General features: G+C 72.4%; 17 protein-coding genes. 7 read left to right on the top strand and 10 right to left on the bottom strand.

Going from position 1 to position 13643, the window contains the following annotated elements; genetic code table 11:
- The first annotated feature begins 110 nt into the window (after nt 1-110).
- The 3 genes from ruvA to ruvB all read left to right on the top strand — a co-directional run bounded on the left by ruvA (nt 111) and on the right by ruvB (nt 2266).
- The gene (gene ruvA / locus MNY62_RS05135; RefSeq protein ID WP_242343035.1) at nt 111-704 is read left to right on the top strand and encodes a Holliday junction branch migration protein RuvA; all 594 of its coding nucleotides are present in this window, start codon (nt 111-113) and stop codon (nt 702-704) included.
- A 110-nt stretch (nt 705-814) separates the two neighbouring features.
- Nucleotides 815-1189, top strand: a complete 375-nt coding sequence (locus MNY62_RS05130) for a cupin domain-containing protein (RefSeq protein WP_242343034.1) — start codon at nt 815-817, stop codon at nt 1187-1189.
- Nucleotides 1190-1237: 48 nt separating this feature from the next.
- A complete protein-coding gene (ruvB, locus tag MNY62_RS05125) occupies nt 1238-2266 on the top strand; it encodes a Holliday junction branch migration DNA helicase RuvB (protein ID WP_242343033.1) in 1029 nt (342 codons plus the stop codon).
- A gap of 270 nt (nt 2267-2536) precedes the next feature.
- Here the strand turns inward: ruvB and MNY62_RS05120 are convergent, their stop codons facing one another.
- Together MNY62_RS05120 and MNY62_RS05115 are read right to left on the bottom strand one after the other, a co-directional pair.
- A complete protein-coding gene (locus MNY62_RS05120) occupies nt 2537-3574 on the bottom strand; it encodes a DDE-type integrase/transposase/recombinase (RefSeq protein WP_242343032.1) in 1038 nt (345 codons plus the stop codon).
- A gap of 561 nt (nt 3575-4135) precedes the next feature.
- Nucleotides 4136-4879, bottom strand: a complete 744-nt coding sequence (locus MNY62_RS05115; protein ID WP_242343031.1) for a rhomboid family intramembrane serine protease — start codon at nt 4877-4879, stop codon at nt 4136-4138.
- A gap of 291 nt (nt 4880-5170) precedes the next feature.
- Here MNY62_RS05115 and lpxC point away from each other — a divergent pair, with 291 nt between their 5' ends.
- Together lpxC and MNY62_RS05105 are read left to right on the top strand one after the other, a co-directional pair.
- Nucleotides 5171-6085, top strand: a complete 915-nt coding sequence (gene lpxC, locus MNY62_RS05110) for a UDP-3-O-acyl-N-acetylglucosamine deacetylase (RefSeq protein WP_408628817.1) — start codon at nt 5171-5173, stop codon at nt 6083-6085.
- A gap of 9 nt (nt 6086-6094) precedes the next feature.
- Nucleotides 6095-6340: a hypothetical protein gene (locus MNY62_RS05105; RefSeq protein WP_242343029.1), complete on the top strand. Its 246-nt coding sequence runs from the start codon at nt 6095-6097 to the stop codon at nt 6338-6340.
- A 249-nt stretch (nt 6341-6589) separates the two neighbouring features.
- Here MNY62_RS05105 and MNY62_RS05100 read toward each other — a convergent pair whose 3' ends face one another.
- Nucleotides 6590-7060 (bottom strand): SRPBCC family protein, encoded by a 471-nt coding sequence (locus MNY62_RS05100; protein WP_242343028.1) that lies wholly within the window; start codon nt 7058-7060, stop codon nt 6590-6592.
- A gap of 194 nt (nt 7061-7254) precedes the next feature.
- Here MNY62_RS05100 and MNY62_RS05095 point away from each other — a divergent pair, with 194 nt between their 5' ends.
- A complete protein-coding gene (locus MNY62_RS05095; RefSeq protein WP_242343027.1) occupies nt 7255-7494 on the top strand; it encodes a hypothetical protein in 240 nt (79 codons plus the stop codon).
- A 60-nt stretch (nt 7495-7554) separates the two neighbouring features.
- Here the strand turns inward: MNY62_RS05095 and MNY62_RS05090 are convergent, their stop codons facing one another.
- The 4 genes from MNY62_RS05090 to ku all read right to left on the bottom strand — a co-directional run bounded on the left by MNY62_RS05090 (nt 7555) and on the right by ku (nt 10533).
- Nucleotides 7555-8016, bottom strand: a complete 462-nt coding sequence (locus MNY62_RS05090) for a hypothetical protein (protein WP_242343026.1) — start codon at nt 8014-8016, stop codon at nt 7555-7557.
- On the bottom strand, nt 8013-8462 hold the full coding sequence (locus MNY62_RS05085) for a phage holin family protein (protein WP_242343025.1): 450 nt from the start codon (nt 8460-8462) through the stop codon (nt 8013-8015). Before MNY62_RS05085 ends, MNY62_RS05090 begins: the two co-directional genes overlap by 4 nt.
- Nucleotides 8463-8644: 182 nt before the next feature.
- A complete protein-coding gene (ligD, locus tag MNY62_RS05080; RefSeq protein WP_242343024.1) occupies nt 8645-9655 on the bottom strand; it encodes a non-homologous end-joining DNA ligase in 1011 nt (336 codons plus the stop codon).
- Entirely contained in the window at nt 9652-10533 is an 882-nt protein-coding gene (ku, locus tag MNY62_RS05075) for a non-homologous end joining protein Ku (RefSeq protein WP_242343023.1), read from the bottom strand. The genes ligD and ku overlap by 4 nt, the downstream gene beginning before the upstream one ends.
- Before the next feature lie 128 nt (nt 10534-10661).
- Between ku and MNY62_RS05070 the strand changes: the two genes are divergently transcribed.
- Nucleotides 10662-10868, top strand: a complete 207-nt coding sequence (locus tag MNY62_RS05070; protein WP_242343022.1) for a hypothetical protein — start codon at nt 10662-10664, stop codon at nt 10866-10868.
- Nucleotides 10869-10952: 84 nt separating this feature from the next.
- On the opposite strand, the gene MNY62_RS05065 is transcribed toward MNY62_RS05070, so the two are convergent.
- The 3 genes from MNY62_RS05065 to MNY62_RS05055 form a co-directional block, all read right to left on the bottom strand.
- On the bottom strand, nt 10953-11273 hold the full coding sequence (locus MNY62_RS05065) for an STAS domain-containing protein (protein WP_242343021.1): 321 nt from the start codon (nt 11271-11273) through the stop codon (nt 10953-10955).
- Between the two features lie 192 nt (nt 11274-11465).
- Nucleotides 11466-12740 (bottom strand): acetyl-CoA hydrolase/transferase family protein, encoded by a 1275-nt coding sequence (locus tag MNY62_RS05060; RefSeq protein ID WP_242343020.1) that lies wholly within the window; start codon nt 12738-12740, stop codon nt 11466-11468.
- A gap of 84 nt (nt 12741-12824) precedes the next feature.
- Nucleotides 12825-13595 (bottom strand): TSUP family transporter, encoded by a 771-nt coding sequence (locus MNY62_RS05055; RefSeq protein ID WP_242343019.1) that lies wholly within the window; start codon nt 13593-13595, stop codon nt 12825-12827.
- Nucleotides 13596-13643: the final 48 nt, after the last annotated feature.

The raw sequence follows: 13643 nt of genomic DNA, 5'->3' as shown, positions 1-13643 counted from the left end.
GCCGCCGGCCGCGCGCGCAAGGACGCCGTCGCGCCGGCCCCGGCGCGCGAACGCGCCGCGCGCGCCGCCGCGCGCCTGCGGCCCTCGCGCCGCGATCACCGGGGGCTCGCGTGATCGCGCGGCTCGCCGGCAAGGTCGCCGAGAAGGGCGCGGACCACGTCGTGCTCGACGTCGGCGGCGTCGGCTACCTCGTCCACCTCTCCGCCGTCTCGCTCGCGAGCCTGCCGCCGCAGGGCGGCGACGCCGCGCTGCGCACGTTCACGAACGTGCGCCAGGACGCGATCGAGCTGTACGGGTTCGCGACCGAGGACGAGGAGGCGGTGTTCCGCGCGCTCATCGACGTGAAGGGCGTCGGCCCCCGCGCGGCGCAGAACATCCTCTCCGGCATCGACGCGCGCGAGCTCGCCCAGGCGGTCGCGGGCGGCGACGTCGCGCGTCTCACGAAGGTGCCAGGCGTCGGGAAGAAGACGGCGGAGCGGCTCGTCGTGGAGCTGAAGGAGAAGCTCGCCCTCCTCGCGCGCGCCGCCGGGCCGGGGCGGGCGAAGCCCGGCGCGGGCGTCCTCGAGCAGCTCCGCCAGGCCCTCGTGAACCTCGGCTACAAGCCGCCCCAGGCCGACGCCGCCGCCGACGCGCTGCGCGACGAGGCGGAGGGGAAGAAGCTCGACGAGCTCCTCCGCGAGGCGCTGAAGCGGCTGCGCGGCTGACCCGCGCGAGCGCCGCGACCGTCGATCCCGGGCGCTATACGATCCCAGACGGCGCACGTTCCCGTGCGCCCGATGCCGCGCCGCCTCGGCGGCCGCGTGGAGGCGAGCCGATGGCGAACGTGACGCTGGAGCGCATCGACGAGATCGAGGCCTATGGGGGACCGCGCGCGATCCCCGGGATCCGCTTCCGCCCCGCGGCGAGGGCGCTCGGGATCAGCGCGTGGGGCATGAACGTCATCGACCTCGATCCCGGCTGCACGGCGTACCCGGAGCACGACCACGTGAAGGACGGTCAGGAGGAGGTCTACGTGCTCCTCTCCGGCACGGCGACCCTGCACGCTGACGGCGCGGAGTGGCCGCTCGCACCCGGCACGCTCGTGCGCGTCGGCCCGCAGGCGAAGCGCAAGATCGTGCCCGGCCCAGAGGGCGCGAGGGTCCTCGCCCTGGGCGCGACGCCCGGCCAGGCCTACGCGCCGCGGCGCTGACGGGGCGGGCGCCGGCTGTCGGCGGGCCGTGCTAGCCTCCGCCGATCGATGACCGGCATACCCGCACGCGAGGTGTCGCCCCGAGCGACCGATGGCGAGGAGCGGCTCGAGCAGTCGCTCCGGCCGGCCACGTTCGAGGAGTACGTCGGGCAGGAGAAGCTCGTCGAGAACTTCCGCGTGTACGCGAAGGCCGCGAAGGCGCGTGGCGAGGCGCTCGATCACGTCCTCCTCTCCGGCCCGCCCGGCCTCGGCAAGACCTCGCTCGCGCACATCCTCGCCCGCGAGCTGGGCGTCGCGCTCCACGTGACGAGCGGACCGGCGCTCGTGAAGAAGGGCGACCTCGCCGGGCTCCTCACCGCGCTCGCGCCGCGCGACATCCTCTTCATCGACGAGATCCACCGGCTCTCGCCGGCGGTGGAGGAGGCGCTCTACCCGGCGATGGAGGACTTCCGCTTCGACGTGGTCCTCGGGGCAGGGCTCGGCGCGCAGACGATGGAGATGAAGCTCGAGCGCTTCACCCTCGTCGGCGCGACCACGCGCACCGGGCTCCTCGCGAGCCCGCTCCGCGATCGCTTCCCGATCCAGGAGCGGCTCGGCTACTACGAGCCCCCCGAGCTCCGCGAGATCGCGGTGCGCGCGGCGCGGAAGCTCGCGCTCCCGGTGGAGCCCGCCGGCGCCGAGGAGCTCGCGCGGCGCGCCCGCGGCACGCCCCGCATCGCCATCCGGCTCCTCCAGCGCGCTCGCGACTTCGCGGAGGTCGAGGGGGACGGCCGCCTCACGCGGGAGATCGTCGACACCACGCTCGCGCGCCTCGAGGTGGACGCGCGCGGGCTCGACGCGATGGATCGCCGGATCCTCACGGTGATCCTCGACACGTTCGGCGGAGGTCCGGTCGGGATCGACGCCGTCGCCGCCGCGGTGGGCGAGGAGCGCGACACGCTCGAGGACGTCTACGAGCCGTTCCTCGTGCGCGAGGGGTTCCTGGCGCGCACGCCGCGCGGCCGCGTGGCGCTCCCGCCCGCTTACGCGCACCTCGGCCGGGAGAAGCCGCTGGGCAAGCAGGGCAGCCTCATCTGAGCTCCGTCTGAGCTCCGACCCCGACCCCCGATCCCGCTCGTGGTTCGACAATGAGCGGCCGGGCGCATGGGTGACAGTTCAGACCGGGAGCATGGGTAACACTTCATGCTGCCGTAACTGCGGCCTCCAACTGCCGTTGCCTCCCTTGGTAAGGCGTGAAGCGCCTCTTCTCGAGATCGATGTAGCCCACGGCCAAGGGACCGATCCAGAGTTCCCGGGTCCGGTCATCGAGAGTCGTGAACCCGATGTTCTCCAGCGCCAGGACGTCACTCAAGAAATAGCGCTGCCCCGCGTACGAAAAGTAGCCTGCCCACGCGACCCGGCGAACTTCGTGGGTCGAGGGGTACTCGAGCGCAGGGAGCTTCGTCGGCATCGCGCGGGGCGATCGAGCGTAGACCTCGGCTGGAGGCTGCTGCCCGAGGGCCTCGTGCGGTCGTTGTTCGTTGAATTCCCGCCGGAACGCGTCGAACGCCGCCTGCTGAGCGAGAACGAGCGCGTCGGAGGACACGTCGTCTCGGCCTTCAGCGTGCGGTGCATGCGCTCCAGCCGCCCGTTCTGCTGGGGACGTCCGCGCTCGATGCGTTCGGGACGGATGCCGAGCTTGAGCCACCACAGCGAAAGCGCGCTCAGCCCGAGGCAGCCGCGGTTCGCCGCGAAGGGCGTCCCGTTGTCGCTCCGGATCGCTGCAGGCAGACCGAATTCGCGGAAGGCAGCATCGAGCACAGTTTCGACGGGCGTCGTCTCTATGCCGCGAAGCGCGACGCAGCGCAGCAGGTAACGGCTGAAGTTGTCCTGCACCGTCAGGGGATAGCAGTACGGGCCGCCGTTGCTCAGCCGGAAGTGCCCCTTGAAATCGATGCTCCACGTGTCGTTCGGAGCGGTCACCGGACGCAGCGGAGGTGATCTCCAAATTCGGTTGCGTCGCGCTGGCGTGCGCCTCGCCTCGACGAGGCCGTGGCGTTTAAGGATGTCGCCAGCGGTGCTCGCCGCCGGCAACGCCAGCTCCGGGCATCGCGATCGCAGCAGCACGACGAGCTTCTTCGGACCCCAACTCGGATGCTTCCGCTTGAGCGCGACGAGCTGGCGCTCGATGCTCGCGGCGGTCCGATGCGGGAACGTCCTGGCGATGCGAGGCTGGTCGTCGAGCCCTCCAGGTCCGAGAGCCTCGAACCGCTCCTTCCACTTGTAGCCGGTCTTTCGGCTGATTCCGAACCGGTTGCAGAGCTCCGCCATCGACTCTTCGCCGCGAAGCAACGCCGCGATGAACTCGTGCCGTTGTAACACTGGGTGCGTCTCCATCCAGGGCATCGAACCCTCCGATGCCCTAGGCGACTGTCACCCATGCTCCCGGTCTAGTTTGTTACCCATGCTCCCGGTTCGTACACAGGCTCACCACGAGCGGCAGATGTCGTCCGCTCGCCCTGAGCCTGTCGAAGGGCGATCGGTCCGACGCGACGATGACAGCGGCGACGAAGGCCGAGCCCTTCCACTCACCCCGCCCGCAGCGCGCCGCCCTACGTGGCGGGACCTCGCGCCCGCAGGCGGGCCACTGGACGCGGTAGGTACCGCCCCGACCCACGGACCGCAATGCAACGCGGTTGGCCAAGGCGACCTCGCCCATGCGCGACCTCCGCCCGCAGCCCCGCGTTGCCGGCGGGTTCTGGCGGACGGCACCGGTCCCCGTACCTTGTCCCCGTCCATCGTGGCCCGCCGAGGACGTGAGGTCCCGCCCAGGCGGCGCGCCACGGTGACCTCGCGCGGGGCGACCTCAGGGCCACCGACCCCGACCCCAACCTCGACCCCGACCCCGACCCCGCCATTACCAAGGCGTCGCAGTCGAGGCCACACGCTTCGTCTCGCCCCGCCAGGTCACCACGAGACCCGCCGCGCGCGCCAGGTCGATCTCCTGCCCATGACGCGCACGAGCAGCCACCCCGCCACGAACCCGAACACGTGCGCGATCACCGCCACGCCGGGCGATCCGCCGAAGAGCACGGACAGGATCTGCAGCACGAACCAGAGCCCGATGAAGAAGGACGCCGGGACCGCGACGAGGCGGATGAAGATGAAGATGATGATCGCGGAGAGCACCCGCGCGCGCGGGAAGAGCGTCATGTACGCGGCGAGCACGCCCGCGATCGCGCCGCTCGCGCCGACCATCGGGACGTAGACGTCGCCGCTCGCCGCGGACGCGACCGTCTGTGCGAGCGCCGCCGCGACCCCGGAGGCGAGGTAGAAGAAGACGAACCGGCCGCGCCCGAGCGCGTCCTCGACGTTGTTCCCGAAGATCCAGAGGAACAGCATGTTCGACCCGAGGTGCACGAGGCCGCCGTGCAGGAACATGCTCGTGAAGATCGTGAGCGGGATGGGCACGTACGCGCGCGGCCACGGATCGGTGAGGGTGAGGATCTCGTAGGGGATCGCGCCGCCCCGGAGCGCCGTCTCGTTGAGCCGGTTGCTCATGAAGGTGACGACGTCGCCGCCGGACGCGGCGATCGCCGGCAGCGCCAGCACGTCGATCTGCCAGAGGAACGCGACGACGTTGAGGGCGATGAAGGCGAAGGTGACGACGGGTGTGCGCTCGAGGGGGGTGTCGTCTTTCAGAGGGATCACGCGTTCGCCTCAGGTCGCACGTGCTATAAGCCGCCGCACGAAAATAGTCGTTCGCCCGTGCCGGCCTGACACGGATGTCGCGGTCCCGTCACGGTGGAGAAGGGCGCGAGCCCGCGGGAGCGAGAGAACGGACGGGCGCCCGCCGCTCACGGCCGGATTCTCAGGGAGCTACGAGGGGTTGGCGCAGGCCCGTCCCGGGGCTGAAAAGCGGCCGAATTCCGAGGTGATTGGCACATCGATTGCTCGGAAGGGTGCCACACGGGCCGACGAGCCCACCTGACCTTCATCATGATGACCTACTGGAACCAGCGGACGGTGGCGAAGCGCGTGAGCTGCACGGGGGTGGGCCTCCACTCCGGCAGGCCCGCGACCCTCACGCTCGCGCCGGCCTCGGCCGACTCTGGCATCACCTTCGTGCGCATGGATCTCGGCGTCGAGATCCCCGCCAAGAACGACCTCGTGGTCGACACGATGCTCTCGACGAGCGTCGCCCTCGGCAACGCGCGCATCTCCACCGTCGAGCACGTGCTCGCGGCGCTCTCCGGCATGGGGATCGACAACTGCCGCGTCGAGGTGGACGGGCCGGAGATCCCCATCGTCGACGGCTCCGCCGCGCCGTTCGTCTGCCTCATCCAGGAGGCGGGCGTGCAGCAGCAGCGCGCCGGCCGCCGCTACCTGGTCGTCGACCAGGCGGTCGAGATCCGCGACGGCGACAAGCTCGCGCGCCTCGAGCCGGCCGACGGGTTCGTCGTCGACTTCACCGCCGACTTCGATCACCCCCTCGTCACGAACCAGTCGTTCCGGGTGGCGCTGTCGGATCGCGCCTTCGAGCGCGAGGTGGCGCGGGCGCGGACGTTCTGCTTCCGGCGCGACATCGAGCGGATGCAGGCCGCCGGCCTCGCCAAGGGCGGCAGCCTCGACAACGCGATCGTGATCGACGAGTTCTCGATCCTGAACCCCGAGGGCCTGCGCTTCCCCGACGAGTTCGCCCGGCACAAGGTGCTCGACGCCATCGGGGATCTCGCCCTGCTCGGCATGCCGGTGGTCGGCGCGCTCACCGCCGTGAAGAGCGGCCACGCGCTGAACCAGGCGCTGGTGCGCAAGGTGCTCGCCGATCCCGCCTGCCACCGCGTCGTGCGCGTCACGGCGGAGTCCGGCGTGCCGGAGCGCCGTCCGGTGACGCTGGGCCTGCCCGAGATCGCGTAGCGCGGGAGGATGGCCGCGCCGGAGCTGTTCCACCGGATCGCCGAGCCCGACTCCGCCGCCGCGCGGAGGCTCGTCGTCGCGCTCGGGCTCGAGGGCGCGATCGAGCTCCGCAACGTCGCCTTCGACTCGCACCGCGACGCGCTCGCCGGGCACGGCGGCGGCGCCACGCCCGCGCTGTGGGACGGTGCGCGGCTGCACGTGGGGCTCGCCGCCGTGCGGGCGGCGCTCGAGGCGATGCTGAACGACCGAGCATGATTCGGAAGCAGTCAGCGAGCGAAGCGAGCCCGCCGGGGCGCCACCCCCCGAACATCGAAGAACCCCCCCGGGGAGCCACCGCACCGATAGCGGCGAAGCCGCCCGCGGTGGCGCACGGGACCCGGCGAGCCGGGGTGGGGCCCCGACGAGCTGTGCTCGGCGGGGCGGGGGCGCAGCCCCCGTCAGAACATGGCTAAACGACAGCGCGATGCGCGACACCGCAGGTGATCGCGAATCGCGAACTGTCGTTTAGTGCGGGTGCTGGTCGCCGGGGTGCACCTCCCCGCGCCACGCGCCCGTCTCGCTCCCGCGCTCCTCGACGAAGCGCTTGAAGCGCTCGAGGTCGCCCTCCACGCGCCGGGACACGACCCCGAGCGCGTCGCCGACCTTCTCGATGAAGCCCTGCGGGTCGTAGTCCAGCGCGAGCGTCACGCGGCAGCGCTCCCCGTCGAGCGGCGTGAACAGCACGACGCCGGAGTTCACCGCGCCGGCGGTGTGCCGCCAGGCGATGCTCTGATCCGGCACTTGCTGCACGATCTCCGCCTCCCACTCCTCGCGCTTCCCGCCGACCTTCGCGATCCAGTGCAGCGTCGTGTCGTCGATCTGGTGGACCTCCTCGACGCCCTCCATGAACCGCGGGAACTCCTCGAACTGCGTCCACTGGTCGTAGACCATCCGCACCGGCCGCTCGATCTCGATGCTCTTCTCCACCCGTGCCATGTCTCCTCCGTCGTCGATGCCCGCCCCACTCCGCGGCGGGGCCCTCCGTGATCCCGTGAAAGCCTTGGCACGCAGGTGGGCATTGTCAGCGGCGGTGCTGCCGCCCGCGCGAGTGGCCATGATCCACGGCGGCGTCCGACACGCGGCACGGCGCGACGGCCCGCCGGCGGACGGCGGAGCGAGGGAGGGGAGCGATGACCGGAAGCTGCGAGGTGTGCGGAAACGAGTACGACAAGGCGTTCGAGGTGACGGCGGGCGGCAAGCGCCACGTGTTCGACAGCTTCGAGTGCGCCATCCAGGCGCTCGCGCCGCGCTGCGCGCACTGCGGGTGCCGGGTGATCGGTCACGGGGTGGAGGCGCAAGGAAAGCAGTTCTGCTGCGCGCACTGCGCCCACGCGACGGGCGTGCACGCGCTCCAGGACCGGGCGCAGTGACGGCGGCCGGCGCGGGGGACGCCCTCGCGCCGTGCCCCGCGCCGAGCCGCGGCCCGTCGCTCAGGCGTGCGTGCGGACCTCGCCGGCGGCGCCGTTGCCGCGGGCGCGCCGCGGCGGCGGTGTGGCGGCGACGAACCGATCGACCAGCCGCTTCGTGAGGGCGGTGCCGGCCGCGATCCCCGCGGCGGCGAGGATCTTGTCGCGCACCGACTGCTCCGTGGCGACGCGGTCCGGGTGCTCCATCAGGCGGGAGATGGCGCGGCTCATCTCGCGCGCCCTCCGGCTCGGGCGCCGCGCCTCGCGACGCGAGCGCACCGCGAGGGCGACGAGGCCGCCCACGACGAGCGCGGCCGCGACCCCGGTGGCGATCACGGCCACGGGGTGGCGCTTCGCCTGCAACCGGAGATCGAACAGCTCGTGCCGCCTTCGGTCCAGCTCGGCGACGAGCGAGCCGATGTCGTTGCGGAGCGCCTCGATCTCGCCCGAGACGCGCGAGACGCTCGCCGGGGATCCGTCCTTCATGCGATCCGCTCCTTCGCGAAGCGAACGTTGTCCTGGAGCGAGCGGCGGGTCGTGTCGAGCGGCTTCTTCACGCGCTTCGCCCAGCCCCACAGCCCGGCCGCCGTCCCGACCGCGAGCACCACCGCCGCCACGAGGAGCGACGCCGCCCAGCCCGGCATCACCTGGGCCTCGAAGAGCGCGAACACGATCGCGGTCAGGAGGAGCTGGAGCGTCACGAGCGCGCACACGCCCGCCACGCCGAGGCCGCTCGCCATCTTGATCTCCGAGCGGAGGTCCTCCTTCAGCTCCGCCTTGGCGAGCTCGACCTCCTTCCGGGCGAGCAGGCTCGCCTTCTGCACGAGCTGCGTCACGAGATCCTTGGTGCTCGCCGCCCGCATCGGGCCTGGCCGGGGGGTCGAGGGCGCCCGCGTCGCACCCGCCTCGATCAACCGCTCGTGCTGGTCCATCCCTTTGTCCCTCCGCGCCGCCGCCCCGCCGCGCCGCCCTGTGTCCGAGTCAGAAGTTGCGCCCGGGGCGTGGCCGGCGCACCGGCGCGCTCGCTTCGCTCGCGGGGCGGGCCCCCAGCGGCTCGGGCGGACGAGGCGTGGCCCCCGGCGGGTTCTCGCTTCGCTCCCGCCAGGCCCGGATCTCAGCGTGCCCCTGCCCGCTCGATGCGCTCGGGACCGGGGAGCCGCTGGCGGCGGGTGAGCACTGGCTCGAACAGATCGCCCTTCCGCTCGACCCGCCGCAGGACGTCCCTCGCCTCGAGCACGAGGCCGTCGCCCCGCCGGGTGCGCGCCGCCTTCTCGACCTCCGCCCAGGTCACCGGAGCGGAGACCGTCGGCCGGGGACGCGCGCGCAGCGAGTACACGCAGATGGTGGTCTTGTGCGGGTCGTTCTGGCTCCAGTCGACGAGCACCTTCCCGACGCGGAGGTCCTTCCGCATGCGCTCGACCACGAGCTTCGGGTGCGCCCGCTCGAGCACCTGCGCCACCGCGTGCGCGAACGGCTTCGATTCGTCGTAGGTCACCCGTCCGTTGAGCGGGACGTAGAGCTGGAGGCCCTTCGAACCGGAGGTCTTCGGGTAGCTCTCGAGCTCGAGGCGGTGCAGGAGCCCCCGGACGAGCAGCGCGACGTCGCAGCACGCCACGACGTCCGCGGGCGGCCCGGGATCGAGGTCGAACACGAGCGTCGTCGGCGTCTCGACCGCGCGGGCGAGCGACAGCGACGTGTGCAGCTCGAGGTCGGCGAGGCTCGCCGCCCAGACCAGCGACGGGAGGTCGTTCACGACGCAGTAGTCGATGAACTCGCCGTTCCCCTCGCTCCACACCTTCGCGGTGTGAACCCACTCCGGGCGGTGAGGCGGGCAGCGCTTCTCGTAGAAGGACATGCCCTCGACACCCTCGGGGTAGCGCTTCATCGTGAGGGGGCGATCGCGCAGGTGCGGCAGCAGCGCCGGGGCGATCCGCGCGTAGTAGTCGACGACGTCGCCCTTCGTGAAGCCGGCCTGCGGGTAGAAGACCTTGTCCAGGTTCTTGAGGACGAGGCGGCGCCCCCCGACCTCCACCTCGACGGCGGCGCCCTTCGCCGAGGTCCGCCTCGCGCCGGCCCCCTTCGCAGGGGCCCTCTTCGCGGCCGGCCGCTTCGCCCGGGCGGTCACGGCCGCTTCTTCCTCGCGGCCTTCTTCTTTCCGGCGCCGCGCGCCGCCACGGCGGGCCGGTGACGCCGTTCGCCGCGCGCGGGGTGCGCGGCGGGCTCGCTCCCGCGGCGCCGCGCGGCGGCCAGGCTCGCCGACAGCGCGTCCGCGAGGCTCACCACCTCGGCGGGCGCGCGCTCGGGCGCGGGCGCCTCGATCGTCTCGCCCTCGGCCTTCTTCCGGACGAGCTCGAGGACGCGCTCGCGGTAGGTGTCGGGATAGCGCTCCGGCTCGAACGCGGTCGTGAGCGATCCGACGAGCTGCTCGGCCATCGCGAGCTCGCGCTCGGAGGGCTTCGCGTGCTTCGGGAGGTCGAGCGACGAGACCGGGATCACCTCGTCGGCGCGGTTCATGGTGGAGAGCGCGAGCGCGTCCTCGATCGGCCGGACGCAGCAGAGCGACTCGCGCGTGCGGAACACGAACGTCGCGATCGCCACCTTGCCCGAGCGGCGCATCGCGTCGAGCAGGAGCGCGTACGGCTTGGCGGCGCTCGCCTCGGGCACGAGGTAGTAGGTCCGGTCGTAGAAGACGGGGTCGATCTCGGCGAGCTCGACGAAGTCGTGGATGTCCACGGTGTGCGTGGCCTTGGGGTCGAGCTGCTCGAGCTCGTCCGGATCGATGGCGACGTACTTCCCCTTCGAGAGCTCGTAGCCCTTCACGATGTGCTGGTAGGGGACCTCGACGTCCTCCTTGGCGCAGAAGCGCTTCAGCTGGATCCGCCCCCCGTCCTCGTCGTGGAGCATGTGGAAGCGGACCTCCTTCTGCGTCACCGCGGTGACGAGCTTCACCGGGACGTTGACGAGTCCGAACGTCAGCGCTCCGCTCCAGATCGCCCGCGCCATGGGTCATCCCCCCTGAGTACGTTCGGGCGCCCGCCGCCCCGCGGCAACGCCGGGTGGGGCCCGTCGCGGGGTGCCGCTTCACGGCGGCGGCAACGGGGCGCAGGTTTTCGAGACGCGAGGAGGTCGCCATGCCGCGAAAGCCCGAGGAAGAGCGCCGCCAGGAACGCCGCGACGAGACCCCACGGACGGACCTGCCGCCGCGGAGGGAGCCGTACTACGAGGGGTACTTCGGCACGGAGGAGGAGGAAGGCGCCGTGCGCGAGGAGGAGAGCGGCGACGAGCCGCGCCGCGGGGCAGGCGAGGACGCGGCCGGAGGAGATCGGGAGATCGTGTGAGCGACGGGGCGTGCGCTCCCGCGGGCGACGTGGGGGCGCACCGACGTCGAGCTCTCCCGGGCGAGCGGGCGCGAGCCCGGCCGCTCAGTGCATCGCGGGCGCCGGCGGCGACGGCTGGAACGACTCCACGTCCACGCCGAAGTAGCGGAAGATACGGAGCTGGTGCTGGCGCAGGCCGCGCAGCAGCAGGCGCCGGTCCCCACCGGCGAGCTCGTGGGCGAGCGCGGCCACGCCGAGATCGGCGAACTCCCGGATCAGGCTGAAGTCGAGCACCACCTCGTCTCCCGCCTCGACCTCGAGCCGCTCCGCCAGCTCCGCGGCGGAGGCGCGATCGAAGACGCCGGACAGGCGGATCACCGTCCGGCCGCCCTCCACCTCGCGGAGGAACGTGCAAGAGCCTGGCATCGCCTCGCTCCCTCTGGACGCTCGCGCGTCGACGTGCCCTTCGTGGTGATTGAGAAAATTTGTACTCTCCGGACTGGCCGCAACCGGGACGCCGCGTCCGGGCCTGCCCCCACGCCGACATGGTGCGCGCAGCGCGTGACGCGCCGGCGACGGGTGCGTGAGATCTCGAGGGCGGGCGCTCGGCCCGCCGGGTCACCAGCTGCCGAAGCGGCGGCGGGCCTCGGCCGCCAGCGCATCCCGGTGCGCCGGGTGGGCGATCGCGATGAGCGCCGCCGCGCGCTGGCGCAGGTTCTTGCCGAAGAGATCGGCGATCCCGTGCTCCGTCACGACGTAGTGCACGTGCGCGCGGGTGGTCACGACGCCGGCGCCGGGCTTGAGGTACGAGACGATGCGCGGCTCGCCCGCCGAGGTGGTCGAGCGCAGGGCGATGATGGGCTTGCCGCCGTCGGACAGGGCCGCGCCGCGGATGAAGTCCATCTGTCCGCCCACGCCCGAGTACTGCCGGTCGCCGATGGAGTCGGCGCACACCTGACCGGTGAGGTCCACCTCGATGGCGCTGTTGATCGCGGTGACCCTGGGGTTCCGGCGGATGACCGCGGTGTCGTTCACGTAGGCGATGTCGAGCATCGCGACGAGCGGGTTGTCGTGGAGGAAGTCGTAGAGCTTGCGGGTGCCGACCGCGAACCCGCCGACGATCTTGCCCGGGTGGACGCGCTTCGCCTCGCCGGTGATCACGCCCTTCTCGACGAGGTCCACGATGCCGTCGGAGAGCATCTCGGTGTGGATGCCGAGCCGCTGGTGATCGCCGAGGTAGGCGAAGGTCGCCTGCGGGATGGCGCCGATCCCGAGCTGCAAGGTCGCGCCGTCCTCGACGAGCTCGGCGCAGTGGCGCCCGATGGCGTGCTCCGCCTCGGTGAGCTCGTGCGCCGGCAGCTCGTGGATCGGCTCGTCGACCTCGACGAGGTAGTCGATCGCGTCGACGTGGATGAGGCCGTCGCCGTGCGTGCGCGGCATGCGCGGGTTCACCTGCGCGATGACGGTGCGGGCGGTCTGCACCGCGGCGCGCGTGACGTCCACCGACACGCCCAGCGAGCAGAAGCCGTGGCGATCGGGCGGCGAGACGTGCACGAGCGCGACGTCGAGCGGGAGCACGCCGGAGCGGAAGAGCTTCGGCACCTCGGAGAGGAAGACCGGCAGGTAGTCGGCCCGCCCCTCCTCGACCGCCGCGCGATAGTTGGCGCCGACGAACAGCGCGTTCACGCGGAAGCTCTTCGCGTGCTCGGGCGCGACGTACGGAGCGCGCCCCTCCGTGTGCAGCGACACGATCTCCACCACGCGCAGCTCGCCCGCGCGTGCCGTGAGCGCGTCCACGAGGCGCTGCGGCGCGGCGGCGACGCTGTGGATGAAGACGCGATCGCCCGACTTGACGACGGAGACGGCTTCCTCGGCCGAGACGGTTCGGCTCATCGCGCGGCATCCTCCTGGAAGGGGCGTTTCGCCGCAGGCAGTGTAGCAAGGGCGCCTCGCGCGGGGGAGGCTCGCCGCGTCACGTCATGGACCGCGCATGTCCCAGGCGAGCTTGGCGGCTAGGACGAGCGCCACCGCCACCACCACCCGCCGGATGAGGGCGTCCCCGCGGCGAATGGCGAGGTGCGCGCCCACCCAGCCGCCGGCGAGCTGCGCCGCGGCCATGGGAAGGGCGACGCGCCAGACGACGACCCCGCGGGAGGCGAAGAGCGCGACCGCCGCGAGGTTCGAGGCGAAGTTCACGACCTTGGCGCTCGCCGAGGCGTGGGCGAGCCCGTCCCCGAGCAGCGCCACGAAGGCGACGATGAGGAACGTGCCCGTGCCGGGCCCGAAGAAGCCGTCGTAGGCCCCGATGGCGAGGGCGATCACGCCCGCGAGGAGCGCAGCGTTCCGGGGCGCAGGGGCGTCCTCGAGCCCGGGTCGCGGCCCCCGGCGCAGGCCGACGAAGAGGGCGGCGAAGGCGAGCAGCGCGACGACGATGGGCCGGAGGGCGGAGGGCGGCGTCGCGAGGACCAGCGCCGCGCCGCCGAGGGAGCCGGCGAGCCCCAGCGGGAACGTGATGCGCGCCCGGCGGCCGTCCACGAGCCCGCCGCGCGTGAAGCGGACGAGCGCCGCGAACGAGCCGAACACCGACTGGCCCTTGTTGGTGCCGAGGGCGAGGTGCGGCGGCAGGCCGGCCCAGAGGATCGCGGGGACGGTGAGCAGGCCCCCGCCGCCGGCGATCGCGTCGACGACGCCCGCGACGAGCGCGAGCAGGGTGAGGATCGCGATCTGGGGGAGGCCCGGCTCGACCATGCGGGCGGCTTCATAGCACGGCGGGTCGATCACACGGGGGCTGCGCCG

This window comes from Anaeromyxobacter terrae, from assembly GCF_022690685.1.
GTDB lineage: Bacteria > Myxococcota > Myxococcia > Myxococcales > Anaeromyxobacteraceae > Anaeromyxobacter > Anaeromyxobacter terrae.
This window is presented reverse-complemented; position numbering and strand designations above follow the sequence as displayed.